The following is a 22,913-nucleotide window of genomic DNA, read 5'->3' on the forward strand; positions in this document are numbered from 1 at the left end:
TCCACCAGTGCACGAAAACGAAGTCAGGGCCGAGACCGCACGGCAGCGAGCGGAGACGGCGGAGTTCTTGGCGGGCTTGGACGAGGCCGCCTGGGACGCGCCGACACTGTGCGCCGGCTGGCGGGTGCGCGAGGTCGCCGCACACCTGAGCATGCCGTACCGGACCTCGCTACCGCGTTTCGTCCTCGGCATGATCACCGCGCGCGGCAACTTCGATCGCCTGGCCGACCGCGCGGCCCGCGAGGACGCCGCCCGGTTGAGCACCGCCGAGTTGGTCGCCGCCATCGGCGACAACACCGGGCACCCGTGGAAGCCACCGGGCGGCGGCTTCGCGGGCGCGCTGAGCCACGATGTGATCCACGGCCTCGACATCACCGTCGCGCTCGGCCACGCCGATCCGGTTCCTCTCGACCGCATGCGCATGGTGCTGGCAGCGCTGAACCCACGCACGGCCAAGTATTTCGGTGTCGACCTCGCGGGAATCGCCTTGCGCGCAGACGATCTCGACTTCAGCTACGGCGAAGGCGAGGTGCTGTCCGGACGTGCGCAGGATCTGCTGCTCGTACTCTGCGGGCGAAAACTTCCCCCGGGCCGTCTCGATGGCGAGTCGGCGGCCCGATTCACCGGCCACTGACCATCGAGCTGCGCCACAGCACGACGGCGGGTAGCCTCGCACCGATGACGTGGACAGCTCCCGAGCTAGAGCCGACCAGAACTCTGGTCGGCGCGGACGAGCGGCCGATGTTGCAGTCCTGGTTGGACTTTCATCGCCAGACCCTGCTCGGCAAATGTGGTGGACTCGACGGTGAACAGCTCGCCGCACGCTCGGTGGAGCCGTCCTCGCTCTCGCTGCTCGGCCTCGTCCGGCATCTCACCGAGGTGGAGCGAGGCTGGTTCCGGACCTCCGCCGCGGGCGAGGAGGTCGAACCGGTCTACAGCTGCGAGGCCGAGCCCGACGCCGATTTCGACGACCTCGCCTCGCTACCCGCCGAGGCGGTGTTCGCGGCGTTTCACGCCGAGGTCGCCGCCTGTGACGCCGCCGTCGCCGAACTCTCCCTCGATCACGTGTTCCACGTGCCGTGGCGCAGCGACGAGTACACGTTGCGCTGGGTGTATCTGCACATGATCGAGGAATACGCCCGCCACAACGGCCACGCCGACCTGCTGCGCGAGCGGATCGACGGCGTCACCGGCAGCTTCTGAGTCAGGCGGCGCCGGTCACGACGCCGGGGGTGAGCTGGTCGAGATCGTCGATGACGGTGTCGGCCAGGGCGAGGGCGTCGGGCAGCGGCGGGAACTCCGGGCGCGGCGCCGCGATCAGGCGCATCCCGGCGTTGTGGGCGGAGCGCAGACCATTGGTCGAATCCTCCACAGCGGTACAGTCGTTCGGCTCCACGCCGAGTCGCTGCGCGACGGTGAGGTAGACGTCGGGTGCGGGTTTGCCGCGTCCGACCTCCTCGGTGGACAGCACCACGGTGAAATAGTCGAGCAATCCGGACTTCGCGAGCACCAGATCGATCAAGGTGGCCGGTGACGAGCTGGCCAGGCCGAGTTTCCAGGAACCCGCGCACCGCCGCACCGCGTCGACCGCGCCGGGCAGCAGCGGGACGTGGTGGGCGTACTTGTCGGCCATCAGGTCGATGACGGCGGCAGCCACCTCGTCGGCCGGTTCGGCCACGCCCAGCTCGTCGGCCAGGTACGACGACCACTCGACGGTGTTCATCCCCATCATCTTCTTCTGCGAATCCAGTTGCCACCGGCCACCTTTGAGGACCACGTACTCGTGCCTGACCTGTTCCCAGATCGGCTCGGAATCGATCAGCACGCCGTCCATATCGAACACAACCGCCGCGATACCCATGCGTTCAGCCTTTCGCCGCTCACCCGGAGGGGCACCACCAGTTGGTGCGCCGACGCTCCGGTACGTAGGACCTGCTCGGTGATCGGGATCCAGCCTAGTTGACCCGACACCGATCCCCGGCGCGAACATCCAGCTCGGCAGCGATAACGTGTTGCATATGGACGATACACAGGTCGGCAACTCGCTCCCGGACGAGAAGCATCACGAAGGCGGATTCCGGCCGGTTGCCGAGCTGATCCAGGCACGCAAGAACCGCGGCACCGACAACACGGTGGGTGGACCGCACTACGGCGAGCTGATCGATCAGGTCCGCGCGCTGATGGACCGGGCGCGGCTGGTCAACCCCTCCGACGAGCTCGCCAAAGAGGCCATCGCCACTCTCGAACAGCTCAACGCCCGCCTCGACGAGGCCGTGGTGGACGAGTGGTCCTCGCCCAGCTGGACCCGGACCGACCTGCCTGCGCGGGGCAACATCACGCTGCCGCCGTACACGGTGGTCAGCGGAGACCGCGACGGTGTCACCGCGAAGGTCACCTTCCGCACCTTCCACCTGGGCGGCAACAACGCCGCCCACGGTGGCCACATCGCCCTCGCCTTCGACGACATCATCGGCATGACCGCCGCGCTGTCCACCAGGTCGGTGACCCGCACGGCCTCGCTCACCTTGGACTACCGCTCGATCACGCCCCTCAATCGCGAGCTGACGGTGCGCGCGTGGACCGAACGCGTCGAGGGCCGCAAGGTGTACCTGCGGGCGACGCTGCACGACGGCGAGCGGTTGTGCGCCGAGGCGAAGGGTCTGTTCATCGTGCTCAATCCCGGCCAGCCGTGACTGCGCGCCGACATTGCGATCGACGTGATCGCAATGTCGGCCGTACGGTCCGAGGTGGCGCAATAGCGGTTTCTCCGCGGATACCCGCAGGTCGTGTGAGCCGCCACCCGGCGTAGAAACATCCGCTGAATTCCCCCCGCGATCGCGGCGCGCGGAGCGCCGCGTAATCGCCGCTATCGTCGCTGTTCATGCAGGTCAGCGAGAAAACAGGGGCTACGGAGCCCACCCCGATCCGCGGTCAGCGCGCCGATCGGGCGCGCCGGGTCGCCGATATCCTGCGCCACCAGATCCTGGCGGGCGCGGTGACGGGTACGGTGCCCGGCGAGCAGGAGCTCGCCGCCGAGCACGGCACCTCCCGCAATACCGTGCGCGAAGCGCTGGCGCTGCTACGCGACGAGGGACTCATCGATCGCGCCCCGAAGCTCGGCACCCGGGTCGCCGCCCGCAAGTTCGACCACGGCCTCGATGCCCTGCTCGGACTACAGGAGACGCTCAAAGGGCACGGCACCGTCCGCAACGAGGTCAGGGCCGCCACCACCATCACTGCTCCCCCGGCCGTCGCGCGCCGGCTCGAGCTGGCGCCGGGCGACAAGGTCGTCTACATCGAACGCCTGCGGTTTCTCGCCGATCTGCCGCTGAGCCTCGACCTCACCTATCTCGCGCCCGATGTGGGCGCTGAAGTGCTCGCCCACGATCTCGAGACCACCGACGTGTTCGTGCTCCTCGAACAGGTCACCGGCCGGTCGCTGGGCGCCGCCGACCTCGCGCTGGAAGCTGTCGCGGCCGACCCGCACACCGCGACCACTCTGGATACCCCGGCCGGTGCGCCGCTGCTGATGCTCGAACGCCTCACCCACCTCGACGACGGCCGCCCCGTCGACCTCGAATACATCCGCATGCGCGGTGACCGCATCACGATGCGCGGCAGCCTCACCCGCAGCACCCCCGAATGGAAGGTCCTGTAATGGCACTGGTCCCCCAGCGCGCCGACGTCCCGGTGACGATCGACGAATCACTGTGCATCACCGGCTGCACCCTCTGCGTGGACATGTGTCCGCTCGATTCCCTTGCCATTCACGATGATTCGGGCAAGGCCTACATGCACGTCGACGAGTGCTGGTACTGCGGGCCGTGCGCGGCCCGCTGCCCCACCGGCGCCGTCACCGTCAACATGCCCTATCTGCTCCGCTGAAACCGGGAATCCCACGCATGAAGATCACTCGATTCGCTCCTGTCGCTTTGGCTCTCGCGCTCACCACGGCCGGCTGCTCGCTCGAAAGTTCCGACGCCGCACCGGCGGGCACCGTCAAGGTCGTCATCGGCTACCAGTCCAAGACCATCAACACCGTCACCGCGGGCACGCTGCTCAAAGCACAGGGTTACCTGGAGCAGCGGCTACAGAAGATCACCGATGGTGGTGGCGCGAAATACCAGGTGGAGTGGCAGGACTACGACACCGGAGCACCGATCACCGCCCAGATGGTGGCGGAGAAGATCGATATCGGCTCGATGGGCGACTACCCGTTGCTGATCAACGGATCTCGTACGCAGGCCAACGAACGCGCACGGACCGAGCTGGTGTCGATCACCGGCTACAACCCCAAGGGCGCGCTGAACATGGTGGTGGTGCCCAACGACTCACCCGCTCGTTCGCTGACCGATCTGGCCGGGCAGAAGATCTCGGCCAGTGTGGGTTCGGCGGGCCACGGCACCCTGGTGCAGGCGCTGAGCCGGGCCGGGATCGACCCGGCCAAGGGTGTGGAAGTACTCAACCAGCAGCCACAGGTCGGGGCGACCGCGCTGGAATCGCATCAGGTGGGCGCGCTTTCGCAGTTCGTGGCGTGGCCGGGTCTGCTCGTGCAGCAGAACAAGGCCAAGCTGCTCTATGACGGTGCGGAGCTGAACGTGCCGACTTTCCACGGCGTGGTCGCTCGCCGTGCGTACGCGGCCGATCATCCGGAGGTATTGCAGGCGTTCCTCGCCGCGCAGTTGGATGCGACCGCGTTCCTGAACGAGAAGCCGTTCGAGGCAGCGGATCTCGTCGCGAAGGGTTCCGGCCTGCCACAGGAGGTCGTGTACCTCTACAACGGCCCTGGCGGTACCAGTTTCGACACCACGCTCAAGGCGAACCTGATCGCGGCGTTCAAGGATGACGTGAACTACCTGAAATCGATCGGCGATTTCGCCGATCTCGACATCGACGCCTTCGTGCAGGACGGACCCTTGCGCAAAGCCTTCGCCGAGACCGGTCGTACGACCTACGACACCGAACTCGCGTCGGGGGTCAATCCGAGCAAGGTGACCGGCACCGATCCGATCTGCGCTGCGCCGGTGAGTGATCCGGCACTGGCCGGCGAGATCTGGGTCGACGGCGCGGACAAGCCCCAACCCGCCGCGAACCCTGTGTGCTTGTTGCGGGCGGTGCAGGCAGCGAAGGCGCAGGGCAAGACGATTCGCGCGGTCTATGTTCCCGATGCCGAACTGGGTACTCGCTGGTTCGCGGACAAGGCCATCTGGTTGCGCGAGAGCGCGCAGTACCTGCCGTTCACCACGCAGGCAGCGGCCGACCGCTACCGCGCCACCCATCCCGCCGCCGCACCGGTCTCCTATGCGCAGGCCGTGACGGAAGTCCGCGGATGAGCACGGTCTCCGGGCAGGTCGGACGGACTGCCGACGCGACCGAATTGCGCACTGCCACTGCCGGTGCGGCGAATGCCGCGGGCAGCAGACCTGGCGTCGCGGGCGGCGAGCCCGCCGATGCCGCCGCTCTGCACGACGACATCGCGCCCGTCAGATCGGTCTGGGTGTCGCGGACGATCCGGGTCGCCTCGGTGGCGGCGGCGATCGGCCTGTGGCAGTTGCTCACCGCGGGCGATGTCCGCGCGGGCCTCCGGTTCGACACCTTGCCGACGGTGACCGAGATCGTGGCCGAGTTCGGCGAACATCTCGGGACCGGGCAGTACTACCTCGATGTGGCGCAGTCGCTGATCCGGATCGTCACCGGATTCGGTCTGGCCGCGGTCGTCGGTGTGCTGGCCGGCATCGGGCTCGGCCGGTCGCGACTGCTCGCGGATGTGTTCGGATCGCTGGCCGAGCTGATCCGGCCGATTCCGGCGATCGCGCTGGTGCCGGTGGCGATCCTGCTGTTCCCCAGCGACGAGTCCGGCATCGTGTTCATCACGTTCACCGCGTCGCTGTTCCCGGTGCTGGTGAGCACCAGGCATGCCACGCGGGCGCTGCCGACCATTTGGGAGGACGCGATCCGCACGCTGGGCGCGTCGCGGCGCGAGGTGCTGACCAGGGTCGTCGTGCCCGGCATCCTGCCCGGGGTGTTCAGCGGGTTGTCGGTGGGAATGGGGGTGGCCTGGATCTGCCTGATCTCGGCGGAGATGATCTCCGGGCGGCTCGGCATCGGCTACCGCACCTGGCAGTCCTACACCATCGTCGACTACCCGGCCGTGTTCGTCGGGATGATCACCATCGGTGTGCTCGGTTTCCTCACCTCCGGAATCGTCGAACTGGCAGGCCGCCGGGTGACCCGCTGGCTGCCGCGAGAGGTTGCCTCATGACCACGACCACTGCCGCGCCCGCCGTCTCGGTCGGCATGCGATTGGACCTCGAGTCCGTGCGGATCAGCTACGGCCGCAAAACCGTGGTGCACGACCTCGATCTGACGGTCGCGGCCGGGGAGATCCTCGTCCTGGTCGGCAAATCCGGCTGCGGCAAGTCGACCCTGTTGCGCGCGATCGCCGGGCTGCGCAAGCCCGCTGCCGGGGTCATCCGCGCCGATGCGGACGCTGTCACCGGTCCGTCGGCCGATCGCGCGCTGGTGTTCCAGGACGACGCGCTGCTGCCGTGGCGCACCGCGCGCGCCAATATCGATCTGGCGCTGCGCCTTCGGGGCGTGTCCCGCAGCGACCGTGCGGCACGGTCGCTGCGCTGGCTCGACGAGGTCGGGCTCAGCGGCTACGCCGACTATCTGCCGCGCGATCTGTCCGGCGGGATGCGCCAACGGGTTCAGCTCGCCCGCAGCCTGGCGGGCTCGCCGCGCGCGGTGCTCATGGACGAGCCGTTCGGCGCGCTCGACAGCCAGACCCGTGCGGAGATGCAGCGTCTGCTGGTCGAGACCTGGCGCGCACACCCGACCACGATCGTTTTCGTCACCCACGACCTCGACGAAGCCCTGCTGCTCGGCGACCGGATCGCCGTGCTCGGCGCGGGTTCGCTGCGCGCGGTCGTCGAGGTACCCGACCCGCGCGAACCGGTGGACCGGAGCGCCCTGCGGGCCCGAATCCTGGAGACTCTGTGAACATTCCCGAACTGTCCGACCGCGTTCGCCTCGACTGCGATGTGCTCGTCATCGGCGGCGGCACCGCGGGCACCATGGCCGCGCTCACCGCCGCCGAGTCCGGCGCGAACGTGCTGCTGCTCGAGAAGGCGCATGTACGCCATTCGGGCGCACTGGCCATGGGCATGGACGGTGTGAACAACGCCGTCATCCCCGGCAAGGCCGAGCCGGAGGACTACGTCGCCGAGATCACCCGCGCCAACGACGGCATCGTCGACCAGCGCACCGTGTATCAAACGGCGACACGGGGTTTCGCGATGGTGCAGCGCCTCGAGCGGTACGGGGTGAAGTTCGAGAAGGACGAGTACGGCGAGTACGCGGTGCGCCGAGTGCATCGGTCGGGGTCGTATGTGCTGCCGATGCCCGAGGGCAAGGACGTCAAGAAGGCGCTCTATCGCGTACTGCGCCAACGCACGATGCGCGAGAAGATCCGCATCGAGAATCGGCTGATGCCGGTGCGGGTGCTCACCGCCGGCGGGCGCGCGGTGGGCGCGGCCGCGTTGAACACGCGCACCGGCGAATTCGTCGAGGTGGCCGCGAAAGCGGTCATTCTGGCGACGGGCCCCTGCGGTCGGCTCGGCCTGCCCGCGTCGGGCTACCTCTACGGCACCTACGAGAACCCCACCAACGCCGGTGACGGCTACTCGATGGCCTACCACGCCGGCGCTGAACTCTCGGGTATCGAGTGCTTCCAGATCAACCCGCTGATCAAGGACTACAACGGTCCCGCCTGCGCGTATGTGGCCAACCCGTTCGGCGGGTACCAGGTCAACGCCGAGGGGGAACGCTTCGTCGACTCCGACTACTGGTCGGGGCAGATGATGGCCGAGGTGAAGCAGGAGATCGAATCCGCGCGCGGGCCCATCTATCTCAAGGTCTCGCACCTGCCCGACGAGACGCTGTCGACGCTCGAATCGATTCTGCACACTACCGAGCGGCCGACTCGCGGGACTTTCCACGCCAACCGGGGCCACGACTACCGCACCCACGATATCGAGATGCACATCTCCGAGATCGGTTTGTGCGGTGGGCATTCCGCGTCGGGTGTGTGGGTGGACGAGAACGCGCGAACCACCGTGCCGGGCCTGTACGCGGCGGGCGATCTGGCCTGCGTGCCACACAACTACATGATCGGTGCGTTCGTCTACGGCGATCTGGCCGGCGCGCACGCGGCCTCCACCCTGGCCGAACTCGATACCCCTGCCGAACTGCCCGAGGATCAGCTCGCCGAAGCACACGAATTGATCTACCGGCCGTTGCGTCAGCCCGAAGGCCCGCCGCAGCCGCAGGTCGAGTACAAGCTGCGCCGGTTCGTGAACGACTATGTGGCGCCGCCGAAAACGGCTGCCAAGCTGTCGATCGCCGTCGAGACCTTCGAGCGGATGCGCGCCGAAGTCGACGGGATCGGCGCGCAGACACCCCACGAACTCATGCGTGCCGTCGAAGTGCAGTTCATTCGCGATTGCGCCGAGATGGCCTCGCGCAGTTCCCTCACGCGGACAGAGTCGCGCTGGGGCCTCTATCACGACCGCGCGGATCTGCCCGATCGCGACGACGAGTCGTGGAACTTCCATTTGAACCTGCGCAAGACCGTCGACGGCGAGATGGAATTCGTCAAGCGATCGGTGGCGCCGTATCTGGTGCCGGTGCCCGGTCTCGATGATGTGCCGTCGGCCGAGCCGATCGTCGAGGTGATCGCCCAGCCCGAGCTGGTGGGAACGCGAGCGCCGCAGCGCGAAGCCCCGGTCCGGAGTGAGGCGGCGCCGGTGTCGCCGTCCTCGCCTCGACTGGTCACTCTGCTCGCGCTGGATTCCCCGGTGGTCGAGGATCTTTCGAGCTACCTCACCGACCCCGATCCGGTGGTGCGGGTGGCCGCGCTGTCGGTGCTCACCGAGAACACCCCGGACGGATTCGGCGATGAGCTGATCCGGGCGCTGGGCGACGAGGCCGCTTCGGTGCGCCGGGCGGCCACCGAGAGTCTGCGGGAACTGGTAGAGGTGCTGGCGGGAGCCGGTGCGCTGAGTGAGTATCTCGGCTCCCCCGATCCCCTCGTCCGCGCGACCGTCGTCGATCTGCTGCGGGCGTTGCGGGCCGGGTCTGCCTCGGAATACCGTGCCGCACTGGGCGATACCGATCATCGCGTCAGGATCGAGGCGGTGCGCGCACTGGTCTCGCTCGACGACGCCGATGCGGTGTCCACGATCGCGGGCGATGTCAACCGTGAGGTCCGCATCGCGGTCGCACACGGACTCGCCTCGATCGGGAGCGGCGGCGTGGAGGTGATCCGCGTGCTGGCGGGCGATCCCGATCCACTGGTCCGCGCTGCCGCCCTCACCGCCTACGCCGCACTGGGTACCACGGAGGTAGATGTCGCCGAACTCACTGCGGCACTGCGGCATTCCGCCTGGCAGGTGCGTGTCGGTGCGGCGCGCGGGCTGGCGGGTTCGACCCCGGAGACCGGCGTGGTGCCGTTGAGTGAGGCGCTCACCGACCGTCACCTCGATGTGCGCAAAGCGGCGGTACTGGCCCTGTCCACCTGGCCGGGTAGCGCCACCGCCCTCGACGCGCTCGAGTCGGCGATCACCGATCCCGACGCCGACGTCCGCGCCTACGCCCGCCGCGCGGTGACCGCCGCGGGTCGCACCCCGGTCGACGCTGTTCGCGCCGACGCGGAACTGACCGAGGCCAGGGCATGATCAGCAACTCGCCGGGGCGGTGCCGCAGCGCGAATGCGCCACGATCGTCGCTGCGGCGGGCGGGTGGCGGCGGGTCCGGCGCGCAGCGGTCGACCGCCGAGGAGTACCTCGGTGACCGGGCGGCCGAGACCGATGATCCCGGTCGTCGCACGCCGGGTTTCGCGGACCCGGCGACGTCGCTGTGCCACCGTTCACCCGACAGCGCGCTCAGGATTATCACAGGTCACCGTCGGTAGGCTGGCCCGATGAGCGCACTTCCTGCCACCCTGGTGAGGGTCACCGACAACCTGGACGCGGTGACGACGATCGGCCACGAGGACGATCCGGCCGACGTCGGGTCCTCGCGGGCCGACGTCGAGGCGATCTGGGCGTCGGTGCGCAGGTGGTACGCGATGGGCACGACGCCCGCCATCCAGGTGTGTCTGCGCCGCAACGGCGGGATCGTGCTGAACCGGACGATCGGTCACGGTTGGGGCAACGCACCGAGCGACGGACCGGATGCCGAGAAGATCCTGGCAACGCCGGAAACCCTGTTCTGCGGATTCTCGACCGCGAAGGGCGTCGCCGCCACGCTGATGTTCATGCTCATCGAACAGGGCGCGTTCGGTCTGCAAGACCGGGTGGCCGACTATGTTCCCGAGTTCGCGGCCCACCGCAAGGGCGTGATCACCGTCGGCGATGTGCTGTCGCATTCGGCGGGTATTCCGTTCATCACCGCACCACACAGCGGAACCGCGGCGGTGCTCGACGAGGAACTGGCCCTCGCTGCTCTCACCGACCTGGTGCCGAGCTGGGCACCCGGACGTTTTCGCGTCTACCACGCACTGACCAGCGGATTGATCCAGCGCCTGCTCGTCCAGCGCGCCACCGGCAAGCGGATGCGCGAGCACCTCGCCGAGCAGGTGCTGACCCCACTCGGCTTCCGCTGGAACAACTTCGGTGTCGATCCCGCCGATGTCGGCAAGGTCGTACCGAGCGTCAAGACCGGCCCACCCCAACCCCGCCTCGCCCGATTCCTGGCGAACAAGGCCCTGGGTGGGCATCTGGACAAGGCCTCGAAGGCCACCAACGACGCATTCCTGGCCGCCGAACTCCCCTCCGGCAACCTGGTCACCACCGCCTACGAACTCTCCCGCTTCTACGAAATCCTCGCGCGCGGTGGCGAACTGGACGGAACGAGGATCATCGGGACCGGCACCCTGCGCGATGCGATCGCCCCCGCCGATCGCATGCTCGGAGTGGCCGGTCGCGTCAGCCGCGCCGGATTCGAACTCGGCGCCCGCCGGTCCAAGTTCGGCCGCGACACCGGGTCGCACTTCGGCCGCAGCGGTCTCACCACCCAGTACGGCTGGGCCGACCCCGATCGTGGCCTGTCGGGCGCTGTTCTGACCAACGGCAAAGCGATCACCGACCTCGATCGCCCGTGGCAGCTGGTCGCCCAGATCTCCGACACCCTGCGTCCACTGCCGCCCGCCGCTCGGCTCTTCCGACCCTGATCCGGGCACGCGCCCTCGATCAGAAGAAGGTGCCGCTGAAAGGCAGTGTGGGAGTGGCGAAAAGGTCGTCGGCGGCGTCGACAGCACCCGCACGGTGCTCGACGACACGACCGGCGAGGGCGAGCTGTCGCCACGTCGACCCGCCGAGGTAGATCGCGCCGAGGCCGGCGACGTCGACGGTGATATCGGCGGGGTCATCCACTCTCGCCACCTGCTCGGCGGAGATCCGGTACCGGCCGGTGTTGGCGGTGCGGATCGCGTCCTCGACCTCGACGATCACCGGCGGAGCGTCGCGATAGGTCCGGCGCGCCAGTGCGGTGGGGACATCGACCAGGCGCAGCCAGGTTTCGTCGTGCACCCCCGCGACGCCGACCGCGCGTTCATCGGTGAACAGATGCCGCAGCGGCGCGTCCACCGGCGCGAACGCGAAACTCACCTTGTCGACGAGATCGACCGAGAGCAGGTGCCGGATCACACCGAGGTAGGCCTGCGGGGTGGTCGCGACGAGATCGTCGACGACGATCGTGCGTTCGCGGCTGGTGAACCAGTTCGCGGTGTCGACCGGGTGATAGCGCGCGAACCCGTCCTCGGCACCGGCCGGCCCGTGCGTCACGGTGTACAGCGGTTCGGCCGCGGCACGTTCCTTGCCCTTCCACCAGTAGCCGGGCCGATCGATCGCGCCGGTCCAGGCGATCGCGGCGGTCGCGTAGATCTGTGGGAACAGCTTCCACGCGTCGGCCGGTTCGACGAACCGCACCGGACCGGACGGCGGGACCGTGTCACGCAGGCGGGCTCGACCTCGGTGCAGGTCCAGGCGCGCGAACGAACTCGCCACGCCGTACCCGAAACGCTCGTAGATCGAGCCCTCGGACGCGCGCAGGGTCGCCACCACTTCGCCCCGCTCGGCGATGTCGTCGAGCTGTCGGCGCAGCAGGGCGGTGAGCACTCCGCGCCGGGTGTGCGTGGGCAGCACGCCGACATGGGTGACCGCGGCGTGTGAGACGCGCGCGCCACCGGGAACGACCAGCCAGCTGGTGTAGGACTCCGCGGTGCCGACCAGCCGACCATCGATGCGAGCGCCCAGCGTGCGGCCCGGTTCGGACAGATGGTCGCGATCTGGTGGCAGCGGCGGCAATCCCACCATCGCCGCCCGGAACAGCGCGCCCGCGGCGTGCAGATCGTCGTCGTCGTGCAGGGTGTCTACGTCAACAGCCATCCCCTCACTGTTCCCTATTCGGGGCGGCGCCTCTACTCCGGATCGACCACGACCACGATGCCGGTCGGCGCTTCGAGCAGCTCGAGCGTGCGCGCGGCGGCGGTGTCGACGTGGATGCGCGGGTGCGCCGGGGGGGTGGACTCGTAGTACGTTCCGGGACCGTAGAACTGGCCGTAACGCAGAACGACGCCGCCCGCGGCGAGGACGGCGGATTCGTGGGTCGCGATGGCGTCACCACGGCCCGCCGGCAGCGTCCAGGCGATGCTCTGGGCGAGAAAGCGTTTCGCTCCGGCCGCCGCGGCGGCCGCGAGCAGATTCGCGGTGCCCTCGGTACGGATGCGGGAGTTCGCCTCGCCGGAGCCGGCCAGGCGCGCCACCTCGTCGGGGAGGTCGGTGAGCTGGTGCATGACCAGGTCAGGGGTGAAGTCGAGCACCGCGGTAAGGAGGCCGTCGGCGTCGTAGACGTCGTGGACCACCGCGGTGGCTCCGGTGGCGCGGACCGCCGCCGCTTTACTCGGGGAACGGGTCAGGCCGGCCACGTCGTGACCGGCGCCGACCAGCAGCGGCAGCAACCGTGATCCGATGACGCCCGTGGCGCCCGCGAGAAAGATACGCACAACCCCGACAGTAGCGGGGCGGTCGATCAGGCCCCGATGACCGCGTTCATGATCGTGCCCGCGCTGGTGGCGACCGCGCCGCCCGCCATGGCGCTGGCGATCATCTTCGGCGATTGCAGGCCGCCGCCGTTCCACTTCTCCCAGGCGAAGCGGCCGCCGCCGTAGGTGATGGCGGTGACGCCGGACAACAGGATCATCCAGGTGAAATACCGGCCCAACTGCATCACCTTGTCGGCCATCGGCGGCGCTTCCGGCGTGGGATTGCCCACCTGGGCGACAACGACGTTATAGGTGTCATGCACTGCGGCCAGGATCATGCTCACGATCGGTGCTCCTTCGTCGGTTGTTCGTGGTGAAGCCGATGTCGAGAACTCGTGACGCGGTAGAACCCAGATATGTTGAACATTCAACCTCATGGGCGGTTCGGTGACGTGGGCGACACTCCGCGTAAACCATGACCGCAGTCACAGCCGCGGATCCGTGCCCGCGTCGCGCCGTGCCCCTACTATCGAACGTGCGGGGCTCGTTCAGATTCGGCGCGACGAGGCGCTGACCACCACCTTCATCGCACGACTACCGTACCGCGAGGAGGGCACCATGGCTTTCCTGATTCCCTTGTTCGTCGCGTTTCTTCTGGTAACCGCAGCAGTGGTCCTGGCTTCTTACGCCACCGTTTCCCTGACCTATTGGTTTGAATCACGCCGGATCCGTCCGGAACAGTCCGACCCGCAACCTGCACGCTGAGCCCTGTTCCGACCCGATGTCCCGGTACCCGACGCGGTACCGGGACATCGTCGGTTTGAGACCCGATCGCGATCAGGGCAGATCGAGACCGGACTGCGATGCGATCACCGCCGCCTGCACGCGCGACTGCACACCGAGCTTGCTCAGCACCCGGGAAACGTGCGTTTTCACCGTGGCCTCGCCGATGCGCAGGCGGGTACCGATCTGGATATTGGACAGACCGGCGCCCAGACCGGCGAGTACCTGTCGTTCACGGTCGGTGAGCGCGGACAGATCGGGCGGTGGCGCGACATCGGCCGCGCGAGGCAGCGCCGCGATCACCGCGCGCGTCACCTTCGGGTCGAGGACCGCGTCCCCTTCGGCCACCGCCAGTACGGCACTGACCAGGTCATCGCCACCGACGGACTTGAGCAGGAATCCGCTCGCACCGGCCGAGAGCGCGCCGAGGACGTATTCATCGATGGCGAAGGTGGTGAGGACCAGCACTTTCGCGCTGGTCTGCGCGACGACGGCGGCGGTCGCCTCCAGCCCGTCGACGCGCGGCATCCGCACGTCCATCAGCACCACATCGGGGCTCAGGGCCTTGGCTTGGCGGACCGCGGCGGCGCCGTCGGCCGCTTCACCGATCACCCGCACCTCACCGGACACTTCGAGCAGCATCCGCAGACCCGCGCGGATGGTGGCGTGGTCGTCGGCCACCAGCACTGTGACTGTCACTTGTCTCCCAGGGGAATTCGCGCGCACACCCGCCAGGTGCCGTCCTGTGCGCCCGCGGTGATGGTGCCCTCGACTGATTCCGCGCGAAACATCATGTTGCGCAGTCCGTTTCCCTGCCCTACCGGAATGCCGGGTGGGATCGGATTCATCGCGGTCACCACCAATCGTGTCGCATCGCGGTGCAATTCGATATCCAGGGGTGCGCCGGGGGCGTGTTTGGTCGCGTTGGCGAGAGTCTCGCTCAGGATCCGGGTGAGGACGGCCTCGACCGCGGTGGACAGTTCGAGGTCGGCGGGCCGGCGCAATGTCACCGAGCCGCCGGCCGCCTCGGCCGCGTCGATCAAGCCGTCGAGGGAGGCCAGTCGCGTGGTCACGGCGGTGTCGTCGGGCGCGGTGAGCAGTTCGATGGTCGTGCGCATCTCCTCGACCGCGGCCAGACTGCTCGAGCGGATCGTCGCCAGCACCGCGGTGTTGGCGGGGTCCTTGAGGGCGACTTCGGCGAGGATTGCGACGGCGGAAACGTGGCCTGCCACCGCGTCGTGCAGGTCACGGGCCAAGCGCCGACGCTCCTCGCCGATCGCCGCGGACCGTTCGGCGTCGCGGGCGGCGAGTTCGGCGCGGGCCGCGGCCCGTTCGGCATCGACCGTGCGGCGCGAGGCCCGCACCGCGCGGGCGTAACCGAGCGGCGACCACGTGAGCGCGACGCCGATCAAGCCGGTGTAGAAGGCCGCTCTGACGCCGAACACGGTGAGCGCCAGCAGCGACCCGCCCAGGGTCACCGTCACCGAGAACCAGCCGACCACCGCGCCCAGCCGATCCGATCCGGTGCTGACCGCCAGGAAGATCACGTCGGTCAGCGCGATCCACAGCGGCAGCGACGGACCCAACACGAAGTCGCCGGCCAGCAGCGCGACCATCAGGCCGAAGGCGAGCGCGGGCCTGCGCTGCGCGGTCAGCTGGATCGCGAACGCCGCGCACAGCAGCGCCATTTTCGCCGGTGGTGGATACAGGTCGTGGTCGACCACGACCGCCCAGCCACCCGCTGCCCACAACAGCAAGCCCACCAGGAACACCCCGACGGCGGCCGCGGTCGAGCTGTCGAAAACGTCCGCGAGCCGGCTCAGGAGCGTGCGGGACGTGGGCATGCCCCATTTCAGCACATCGTCCGCACGGGCCGGGTCCCCCGAAAGACGGACCGGCGGCGGACCACAAGCGGGACGACGGTGGACCGACGTGCCCGGCACAGTGGGGGAATGAACGAACTGAGCAACCCCGTACTGCTGACGATCGCCGCGTGCGAAGTCGGTTTCTGGGTGCTGGTGGTCGGCGGATTGCTGCTGCGCTATGTGATCCGGGTGCCGCGTGCGAGCACCGTGGCGCTGGCTCTGGTGCCGGTCCTGGATGTGGTGCTGGTGGTCGCGGTGGCGATCGACCTCCACCGTGGTGGCGAGGTGACCTTCGCCCATCGTGTCGCCGGGATCTATCTGGGCTGCACGGTGATGTTCGGTGGCCGGATGATCCGGTGGGCCGACGAGCGATTCGCCCACCGCTTCGCCGGTGGACCGGTCCCGGTGAAGATCCCGAAGTACGGGCCGGAACGCACCCGCAAGGAATGGGCCGATTTCTCCCGCTGGCTCGGTGCGGCGGCTATCGCCGGCGCGCTCACCCTGGCGTTGAGCTACACCGTCGCCGATGCCGCCCAGCGCGAACAGTTGATGGGGGTGTTCGGCAGCCTCGGTGTGATCACCGTGATCTGGCTGCTCACCGGGCCGGTGTGGGTCACGGGGTCGCGGCGCGACTGAACGCGATGCTCGGGTGATCGGTTCGATCACCCGAGCGTTCCGGGCTCAGACGGTGGCAGCGGACTGGTCGCTGATCACCTCACCGATCCACGGCAGCACGGCCGACCGCACCTCGACCGTGCGCGGGAGCAGCCCGTTGGCCGCGAGGAGGTCGGCGGCGCGTTGCTGTTCGTCGAGGAAATCCTCGCTCACCGGATGCACGCCGAACGGACGGCCGCGCAGGGCTGCTTCCCAGGCATCCAGGTCGGCGGGGATGCCGCGTGCCTGTGCGTCGTCGACGAAGTACTGGGCCGCCTCGCGGGGGTTCGCGGCGATCCAGGCGTCGGACTCCTGGAGTGCGGCCAGCACCGCTTCCACTGCGGCGCGGTTGCCTTCGGCCAGGTCGCGACGGGTGAACCACAGCGACGGGTGGCTGAAGACCGAGGCGGTGTCGACCAGCGTGGTGAGCTCGGTGGCCGCCTCCACGTCCTGAAGACCGGGGTAGGTACCGACCCAGGCGTCGAGGTCACCGGCCAGCAGCGCGGCGCCGCCCCCGCGCACGTCGACATCGACCGGTTCGACGTCGGCCCAGCTGAGACCGGCCTGGTCGAGGGCGAACAGCAACAGGGTGGTCTGCCACGAGCCGTGCGCGATCCCGACCCGCTTGCCTTTCAGATCCGCGGCGGAGGTGATGCCGCTCGCCGCGGTCGCGACCAGCCTGCCGTTCTCCACACGCGGGCCCGAGATACCGAGATAGACGATGTCGCGCTGGATGGCGAGCGCGGTGATCGGCGGGGTGAACCCGGTGCCGATGATGTCGTAGCCGCCCTCGGTGAACAACCAGTCCGAGTGTTCGCTCGGCAGCGCGGTAGTGGGATCGACACGCGCGGGCTGCGGCAGCGCACGCAGATCGACCCATTCGACCTCGGGCAGCGACCGTTCCAGGATCCCGCGATGACGCAGGACGAACAGCGAATTGTTGTGCGGGAAGTAGCCGACCCTGATACCACTCATCGCGCGTCTCCGATCAGGCCGAGACGACGGGCCTCGTCGGCCAGACCGCTGCGCTGCCACTGCACCGCGAGATTCGACGGATCGAATTCGACCGAGCCGCCGAGGGTTTCGGCGATCGCCTGATACTGCGCGCCCTCCTCGAGCAGCACGACGAACTTCGCCAGTTCCAGCAGACCGGCGCGACCGATCACGTTCGCGCCACCGTTGGCCTCGAAGATCGCGACCAGGTGCGGGTCGACCTCGAGGCGGCCGAGAATGAAATCGCCCGCACCGACCGTGCGGTCGATGTGCGGCGGGATCTCGCGCGACAAGGTGAGTCGCTGCGAGGCGGCGTAGCGAATCGGCAGGGTGCGGTGAGTCTGCGCCCAGCCGCCGAGCCATGGGGTGTGGATGTGGACGACGGAGGTGATCTCGGGGTGCGCGCGGAACACCTTCGCGTAACCGGTGACGAATCCGGCGGATCCTTTGCCGGACAGCACTTCTCCGTCGAAGGTGGCGACGACGGGCGCGACGGTCCGGTCGTCGGCCCACGGGCCGGGCTCGTTGAGAGCGACGGCGATCTCCTCGCCGGGTACGCGCTCGACGAAGTTGACGGTGCCGTTGCCGGTGACGGTGCCGGTCTCCCGGAATACCCGGAACGCGGTGTCGGCGTCGCGGGTGACCGCATCGACGAAGGCGGTGACGGCCTCCGGCAGACGGGTTTCGGTGGTGGTCAAGGTTGCTCCTGCGTTATCGGGCCGTCGCGAGGACGGTGTCGGTGGACGGGGTGGTGAGCCGGGAACGGCCCAGCAGTGGCAGTACTTCCTCGCCGACCCGGTAGGCCTCTTCCAGGTGCGGGTTGCCCGCGAGGATGAAGGCGTCGACGCCGAGGTCGATCAGTTCGTCGAGCCGCTGGGCGACCTGCTCGTAGCTGCCGACCAGGCCGAAGGCCGGGCCGCCGCGGATCAGGCTGAATCCGCACCAGACGTTGGGCTGGACTTCCAGATCGCGGTATCCGGTGATGGTTTCGGGCACCCAGCCCTTGATCCGGGCCGCCCCGACGGAGTCGCCCTGGGCGGCGCGGTTGGCGGCGTCGCGGTCGACGAAGGCCCAGCCCTTCTCGATCTCGGCCCAGGCCGCTTCCTCGGTGTGGCGGGCGACGATGTCGATGCGGACCGCGAACTTGGGCGTGCGGCCGGTGGTTTCGGCGTTGCGGCGGACACCGTCGAACTTGGCGCGCAGGTCGGCGTAGGGCTCGAGCCAGGACAGGTAGTAGTCGGCGTGGCGGCCCGCCGCGGCCACGGCGGCACCCGAGGAGCCGGAGAAGTACACCTCGGGGAAAGGCTGTCCGGCCAGACCCGGCGGCAGTGCGGCGCCCTCGGTGCCGAAGAAACGGCCGTCGTGGTCGAAGGATTCGCCGTCCCAGACCCCGCGCAGCACGTCGAGGAATTCGCTCGTTCGCGCGTAGCGGTCGTCATGGGAAACCTTGTCGCCCCACCACAATTGGGCCGGTCCGCCGCCACCGCTGATGATGTTGTAGACGAGTCGCCCGCCGGTGGCGCGTTGCAGACTCGCCGACATCCTGGCCGCCTGCACGGGATGGAGGAAGCCGGGCTGGAACGCCACCATGAAGCGGTAGGTGGTGGTCTCGGCGGCGAGTGCGGCGGCCACGGCCCACGGGTCGTCGGTCACCGGGAACGAGGGCAGCAGCCCGCCGAGGAAGCCCGCCGATTCCGAGGCCTTGGCGACCGCGGCGACATGGTCGAGATAGCTGTACTGATCGAGTGCGCCGTCGCGGATGGCCGGTGCGATATTTCCGGGCCCGTAGCCGCCCGCGTTGCCCCGGTTGTAGCGGCGCGGGGTGCGCAGGGAGGCGTGGTCGCCTTCCATGCCGATGCGCCAGTAGACGTCGATGGTCATGCGGTGAGCTCCTGCGCGGTGGGGAGGGTGCGGCCTGCCGGGTCGGCGAGGAACAGCAGGTGTTCGCCCGCGCGGTGGATTTCCTCGATGTTCGGGTGGCCGGCCAGCACGAAGGTCCGCACTCCGGCGCTCTCGTAGGCCGAGAGTTGGTGTGCCACCTGCTCGTAACTGCCGACCAGGCCGATGCTCCGGTCGTAGCCGAAGGCGTCGAACCCCGCCCAGCGTCCATCACCCAGCGCGTGGTCGGCGGCGGTATCGGGGCGGTCGAGCTCGTCCCACTGGCGGTGGACCCTGGCCCAGGCTTCGTCCTCGGTCTCCCTGGCGATGATCGGCAGCTCCAGACCGACCCGTACCCGGCGTCGCGCCGCGGCGGCTCGCTCCTCCAGTTCGGTGACGGCGGAGGCGATTCCGTCGGCCCGATCGGCGAAGAGATGGACATCGCCGTGCGCGGCCGACAAGGCCAGCGCGGCGGGTGACGTGCCGCTCAGGTGGACGGTCGGGAACGGCAGACCGGACAGGATGCCGCGGAATCCCCCGTCGACGACGTCGTAGTACCGGCCCGCGTAGTCGAAGCCGGTGCCCGCGAATCCCGCTGCGCTGATCTCGTTCTCGTTCCAGACACCGCGCGCGACGGTGAGGAATTCCGCGGCGCGGTCGTAGCGTTCGTCGCCGGTGACGCGATCGCCGCGCGAGCGGGCCTCGGCGGCGTCGGTGTCGACAGCCAGCCGCCAGTTCAATCGGCCCGCCGAGTGCCGCTGCAGGGTCGCCGACACCTTGGCCGCGTACACCGGTGTGCCGAAAGCGGGCTGGAATTCGACCGTCACCCGGGTATAGCGGGTGGCGCGCAGGGCGGCGGCCGCCACGATCCAGGACTCCTCGCCGAGCGGGTCGTAGGGCGCGAGCACACCGTCGAACCCGTTCAGTTCGGCGGCGTCGACGATCTGGGCGAGATCGTCGAACGGACCGAAGCGACCCGGACGCACGTCGGTGGTCTCGACCGGAGGTGTCGGCAGGCCGAAGCCTCCGCGACCGCGCAGACCCGGGTCGGCGCGCCGACCGTCGCCGCGGCTGGGCAGCCGCCACACGAACTCGGTCATGCGGGCACCCGCTCGGCGGCGACGAGTTCCCGCGCGCGAGCCAACGGCTCGGGGGCGACCCAGGATTCGAGATCGAAATCGGCGGCCAGGAAGCCGTGGGTGTAGAGGAACTGCTTCTGCACGCCGAGTAGTTCGACGCGTTCGGCGGTGAGCGAGGGATGCAGGCCGCGATGGAACTCGTCACCGTAGGCCGCGGCGACGCCGTCGGGACCGGACAGCGTTTCGCGCTGCAACACCGCGCGGACCCCGTCGAGATCACCGGCGGCCCAATCGGCGGCGCGCAGGCTCTGCGCGAGGAAGCCGACGACGACCTCGGGCCGGGATTCCAGCAGGTCCGCGTGCACGGTGATCGGGCGCGGAGTGCCGTTGTTGACCCGCAGGTGCTTGGTGGCCGAGGCGTCGAGATCGACCGCGACGCGCAGCCCGTTCTCCTTGGCTACTTCCTGGGCGCGGGCGCCCTTGACGTAGATGGCGTCGACCTTGCCGTCGAGGAGTTCCTCCACACCCCACGTCGTCGAGCGCCGTGCGCTCTGGATCGCGGTGCGCACCTGCGGGTCCCGCTCGACATCGAGCTCGACGACCCGGACATCGGCCAGGGTCAGCCCGGCGGGGCGCAGCGCGTTGGCGAAGCCGTGCAGTGCCATCGCACGCGGGAAGCTGCGCGCCTGATCCTGCGCCCACGCGGGCACACCGACGCGCAGACCGGCCAGGCCCGCCGCGTCGGCGACCGGCGATTCGGGGCCGACCAGGATCGCCTGGGACTCGTCGATCCAGGTGAGCCCGATCAGGCGGGTGGGCGAACCCTGCGCGCGAGCGGCCAGGGCGGGCACATTGCCGCCCTCCCGGATCAGGCCCGACAGGTCGTGGGAGAAGTGGTGGCCGGCGAGCTCGGGGCCCGCGTCCTGGAGAACGCCGAACTCGAGGCCGGCGCTGGCGGCGGTCTCGCCGAGCCAGCCGAGGCTGTGCGCGAGACCGCTCGCGGTCGGCACGGGGCAGCGGGTGTACCACAGGGTTTCGGTCATGACAGGCTCCTGGTGTGTGGTCCGACGCCGAGCTGGGCGAGGAATTGCGTGCGGTACCCGAGGGTTTCGGGTGCCGCGTGATCACGCGGGTGGGGTAGATCGATGACCTCGTCGACGGCGAAACGGCCGTGGTCGAGGATGATCACCCGATCGGCGAGGCGAATCGCCTCGTCGACGTCGTGGGTGACCATGAGGACGGCGGGCCGGTGCCGGGCGACGAGATCGCCGACCAGGTCCTGCATCTGGAGCCGGGTGAGGGCGTCCAGTGCCGCGAACGGTTCGTCGAGCAGCAGCAGCTCCGGTTCGCGCACCAGCGCCCTGGCGAGTGCGGCGCGCTGGGCTTCACCACCGGACAGGGTGGCGGGCCACTGACCGGCTTTGCCGTCGAGGTGGACTTCGTTCAGTGCGCGCAGACCGGCTTCGCGTTGCGGCTTGCCGCGCCGCAGGCCGACGATGACGTTGGCCAGTACCCGCTTCGACGGGATCAGCCGGGGTTCCTGATAGACCGTCGTGCGTCGGGCAGGCACCAATACCTCACCGGCATCGGGGGTTTCGAGCCCGGTGAGCAGACGCAGCAGAGTGGTCTTGCCGGTGCCGCTCGGGCCGAGCAGCACCACGAACTCGCCGCGGCGGATGGTCAGGTCGACTCCGTCGAGAACTGTCTTCTCGCCGAACGCCTTACGCAGACCGGTGATCGATACCGCTACCGGGGCCCGAGCTTCGGTCTCGATGGGGACCGGCGCGGCTGTTGTCGTCGTCATCGGATCGCCACCTGCTTCCGCCAGGGCATCGCGTAGCGTTCCGCGAGCCGCACGAGTGCGTCGAACACCAGACCGAGCAGCGCGTAGAGCACGACGCACAGCACCATGTAGTCGGTGCGGTTGTATTCCTGAGCGAGGGTCACCAGGTAGCCGACGCCCTGCTGGGTGCCGACCTGCTCGGCGGCGATGAGCGCGGTGATGCTGATCGACAGGCACACCCGCAGCGCCATCAGGATCCCGGGCAGCGCGGCGGGCACGATCACCTCGACCACCAGCCGGGCGCCGGTGAGCCCGAAACTGCGTGCCGCCTCGACCATCTTGCGGTCGACATTGCGCACACCGAGATAGGTGTAGGCATACATCGGCGCCGTCGTCGCCACCGCGATGAGCAGGATCTTGTACAGCTCGTCGATCCCGAACCAGGCGATGAACAGCGGAACCAGCGCCAGAAACGGCACCGCCCGCACGATCTGCATGGTCGAATCGACCAGTTCCTCCCCGAGGCTGGACAACCCCGACAGCAGGCCGAGCACCAGCCCGACCCCTACGCCGATCGCGACCCCGGCGGCCGCGCGCCCGAACGAGGCGAGCGCGAAGTCCACCAGCTGGCCGCTGTCGAACAGTTCGACGAACGCCGACCAGACCGCGCCGGGGCCCGCGATCACCCGCGGCGAGATCGCGCCGCTCGCCGAACCCACCCACCAGACCAGCACGATCGCGGCGGGTAGAACAGCGCGCAGGCCGAGCGACAACCATCGCGGCCGCTGCCGGGCGACGCGCGCCCGGGGCGGGGCCAAGGCGAGGGTGCTCAT

General features: G+C 69.0%; 25 protein-coding genes. 12 read left to right on the forward strand and 13 right to left on the reverse strand.

Going from position 1 to position 22,913, the window contains the following annotated elements:
- The first annotated feature begins 7 nt into the window (after positions 1-7).
- Complete coding sequence (locus tag ACWFRF_RS00330; protein WP_452448339.1) at positions 8-634, forward strand: maleylpyruvate isomerase family mycothiol-dependent enzyme; 627 nt, start codon at positions 8-10, stop codon at positions 632-634.
- 44 nt (positions 635-678) lie between these two features.
- The gene (locus ACWFRF_RS00335) at positions 679-1,203 is read left to right on the forward strand and encodes a DinB family protein (protein ID WP_378989977.1); all 525 of its coding nucleotides are present in this window, start codon (positions 679-681) and stop codon (positions 1,201-1,203) included.
- A 1-nt stretch (position 1,204) separates the two neighbouring features.
- On the opposite strand, the gene ACWFRF_RS00340 is transcribed toward ACWFRF_RS00335, so the two are convergent.
- Positions 1,205-1,861 (reverse strand): HAD family hydrolase, encoded by a 657-nt coding sequence (locus tag ACWFRF_RS00340; RefSeq protein ID WP_452448340.1) that lies wholly within the window; start codon positions 1,859-1,861, stop codon positions 1,205-1,207.
- Positions 1,862-2,018: 157 nt separating this feature from the next.
- Between ACWFRF_RS00340 and ACWFRF_RS00345 the strand changes: the two genes are divergently transcribed.
- The 8 genes from ACWFRF_RS00345 to ACWFRF_RS00380 all read left to right on the forward strand — a co-directional run bounded on the left by ACWFRF_RS00345 (position 2,019) and on the right by ACWFRF_RS00380 (position 11,233).
- Entirely contained in the window at positions 2,019-2,693 is a 675-nt protein-coding gene (locus ACWFRF_RS00345) for a PaaI family thioesterase (RefSeq protein ID WP_379312463.1), read from the forward strand.
- A 188-nt stretch (positions 2,694-2,881) separates the two neighbouring features.
- Positions 2,882-3,658, forward strand: a complete 777-nt coding sequence (locus tag ACWFRF_RS00350) for a GntR family transcriptional regulator (protein ID WP_378989973.1) — start codon at positions 2,882-2,884, stop codon at positions 3,656-3,658.
- The gene (locus ACWFRF_RS00355) at positions 3,658-3,885 is read left to right on the forward strand and encodes a 4Fe-4S dicluster domain-containing protein (protein WP_056816936.1); all 228 of its coding nucleotides are present in this window, start codon (positions 3,658-3,660) and stop codon (positions 3,883-3,885) included. Before ACWFRF_RS00350 ends, ACWFRF_RS00355 begins: the two co-directional genes overlap by 1 nt.
- 17 nt (positions 3,886-3,902) lie before the next feature.
- Positions 3,903-5,333, forward strand: a complete 1,431-nt coding sequence (locus tag ACWFRF_RS00360; RefSeq protein WP_387447374.1) for an ABC transporter substrate-binding protein — start codon at positions 3,903-3,905, stop codon at positions 5,331-5,333.
- The gene (locus ACWFRF_RS00365) at positions 5,330-6,262 is read left to right on the forward strand and encodes an ABC transporter permease (RefSeq protein ID WP_378989971.1); all 933 of its coding nucleotides are present in this window, start codon (positions 5,330-5,332) and stop codon (positions 6,260-6,262) included. Before ACWFRF_RS00360 ends, ACWFRF_RS00365 begins: the two co-directional genes overlap by 4 nt.
- Complete coding sequence (locus ACWFRF_RS00370) at positions 6,259-7,002, forward strand: ABC transporter ATP-binding protein (protein WP_378989970.1); 744 nt, start codon at positions 6,259-6,261, stop codon at positions 7,000-7,002. Before ACWFRF_RS00365 ends, ACWFRF_RS00370 begins: the two co-directional genes overlap by 4 nt.
- Positions 6,999-9,737 carry a fumarate reductase/succinate dehydrogenase flavoprotein subunit gene (locus ACWFRF_RS00375; protein ID WP_378989969.1) on the forward strand — a complete coding sequence of 913 codons (2,739 nt, stop codon included), beginning with the start codon at positions 6,999-7,001 and terminating at the stop codon, positions 9,735-9,737. Before ACWFRF_RS00370 ends, ACWFRF_RS00375 begins: the two co-directional genes overlap by 4 nt.
- Before the next feature lie 245 nt (positions 9,738-9,982).
- Positions 9,983-11,233 carry a serine hydrolase domain-containing protein gene (locus ACWFRF_RS00380; protein WP_452448341.1) on the forward strand — a complete coding sequence of 417 codons (1,251 nt, stop codon included), beginning with the start codon at positions 9,983-9,985 and terminating at the stop codon, positions 11,231-11,233.
- 19 nt (positions 11,234-11,252) lie between these two features.
- Here the strand turns inward: ACWFRF_RS00380 and ACWFRF_RS00385 are convergent, their stop codons facing one another.
- Genes ACWFRF_RS00385 through ACWFRF_RS00395 form a run of 3 tightly spaced genes read right to left on the reverse strand, consistent with a single transcriptional unit; the run spans position 11,253 to position 13,383 of the window.
- The gene (locus tag ACWFRF_RS00385; protein ID WP_452448342.1) at positions 11,253-12,449 is read right to left on the reverse strand and encodes a GNAT family N-acetyltransferase; all 1,197 of its coding nucleotides are present in this window, start codon (positions 12,447-12,449) and stop codon (positions 11,253-11,255) included.
- 32 nt (positions 12,450-12,481) lie between these two features.
- Positions 12,482-13,066 (reverse strand): NAD-dependent epimerase/dehydratase family protein, encoded by a 585-nt coding sequence (locus ACWFRF_RS00390; protein ID WP_452448343.1) that lies wholly within the window; start codon positions 13,064-13,066, stop codon positions 12,482-12,484.
- A 26-nt stretch (positions 13,067-13,092) separates the two neighbouring features.
- Complete coding sequence (locus tag ACWFRF_RS00395) at positions 13,093-13,383, reverse strand: hypothetical protein (protein ID WP_211300305.1); 291 nt, start codon at positions 13,381-13,383, stop codon at positions 13,093-13,095.
- A 280-nt stretch (positions 13,384-13,663) separates the two neighbouring features.
- On the opposite strand from ACWFRF_RS00395, the gene ACWFRF_RS00400 reads away from it, so the two are divergent.
- Positions 13,664-13,810 carry a hypothetical protein gene (locus ACWFRF_RS00400; protein ID WP_378989965.1) on the forward strand — a complete coding sequence of 49 codons (147 nt, stop codon included), beginning with the start codon at positions 13,664-13,666 and terminating at the stop codon, positions 13,808-13,810.
- Positions 13,811-13,882: 72 nt separating this feature from the next.
- Here ACWFRF_RS00400 and ACWFRF_RS00405 read toward each other — a convergent pair whose 3' ends face one another.
- Together ACWFRF_RS00405 and ACWFRF_RS00410 are read right to left on the reverse strand one after the other, a co-directional pair.
- The gene (locus ACWFRF_RS00405; RefSeq protein ID WP_452448344.1) at positions 13,883-14,527 is read right to left on the reverse strand and encodes a response regulator; all 645 of its coding nucleotides are present in this window, start codon (positions 14,525-14,527) and stop codon (positions 13,883-13,885) included.
- Entirely contained in the window at positions 14,524-15,672 is a 1,149-nt protein-coding gene (locus ACWFRF_RS00410; protein ID WP_378989962.1) for a sensor histidine kinase, read from the reverse strand. The genes ACWFRF_RS00405 and ACWFRF_RS00410 overlap by 4 nt, the downstream gene beginning before the upstream one ends.
- Before the next feature lie 108 nt (positions 15,673-15,780).
- Here ACWFRF_RS00410 and ACWFRF_RS00415 point away from each other — a divergent pair, with 108 nt between their 5' ends.
- Positions 15,781-16,329, forward strand: a complete 549-nt coding sequence (locus ACWFRF_RS00415; RefSeq protein WP_378989961.1) for a hypothetical protein — start codon at positions 15,781-15,783, stop codon at positions 16,327-16,329.
- Between the two features lie 45 nt (positions 16,330-16,374).
- On the opposite strand, the gene ACWFRF_RS00420 is transcribed toward ACWFRF_RS00415, so the two are convergent.
- The 7 genes from ACWFRF_RS00420 to ACWFRF_RS00450 are packed head-to-tail and all read right to left on the reverse strand — an operon-like array spanning position 16,375 to position 22,913.
- Positions 16,375-17,322, reverse strand: a complete 948-nt coding sequence (locus ACWFRF_RS00420; protein ID WP_452448345.1) for an ABC transporter substrate-binding protein — start codon at positions 17,320-17,322, stop codon at positions 16,375-16,377.
- Positions 17,319-18,038 carry a class II aldolase/adducin family protein gene (locus ACWFRF_RS00425; protein WP_378989958.1) on the reverse strand — a complete coding sequence of 240 codons (720 nt, stop codon included), beginning with the start codon at positions 18,036-18,038 and terminating at the stop codon, positions 17,319-17,321. The genes ACWFRF_RS00420 and ACWFRF_RS00425 overlap by 4 nt, the downstream gene beginning before the upstream one ends.
- 13 nt (positions 18,039-18,051) lie before the next feature.
- On the reverse strand, positions 18,052-19,221 hold the full coding sequence (locus ACWFRF_RS00430) for an LLM class flavin-dependent oxidoreductase (protein WP_378989957.1): 1,170 nt from the start codon (positions 19,219-19,221) through the stop codon (positions 18,052-18,054).
- On the reverse strand, positions 19,218-20,318 hold the full coding sequence (locus ACWFRF_RS00435; protein WP_452448346.1) for an LLM class flavin-dependent oxidoreductase: 1,101 nt from the start codon (positions 20,316-20,318) through the stop codon (positions 19,218-19,220). Before ACWFRF_RS00435 ends, ACWFRF_RS00430 begins: the two co-directional genes overlap by 4 nt.
- Positions 20,315-21,340 (reverse strand): ABC transporter substrate-binding protein, encoded by a 1,026-nt coding sequence (locus tag ACWFRF_RS00440; protein WP_387447366.1) that lies wholly within the window; start codon positions 21,338-21,340, stop codon positions 20,315-20,317. The genes ACWFRF_RS00435 and ACWFRF_RS00440 overlap by 4 nt, the downstream gene beginning before the upstream one ends.
- Entirely contained in the window at positions 21,337-22,101 is a 765-nt protein-coding gene (locus ACWFRF_RS00445) for an ABC transporter ATP-binding protein (protein ID WP_452448347.1), read from the reverse strand. The genes ACWFRF_RS00440 and ACWFRF_RS00445 overlap by 4 nt, the downstream gene beginning before the upstream one ends.
- Positions 22,098-22,913, reverse strand: a complete 816-nt coding sequence (locus tag ACWFRF_RS00450) for an ABC transporter permease (RefSeq protein WP_378989953.1) — start codon at positions 22,911-22,913, stop codon at positions 22,098-22,100. Before ACWFRF_RS00450 ends, ACWFRF_RS00445 begins: the two co-directional genes overlap by 4 nt.

This window comes from Nocardia sp. NPDC055165 (assembly GCF_053606985.1).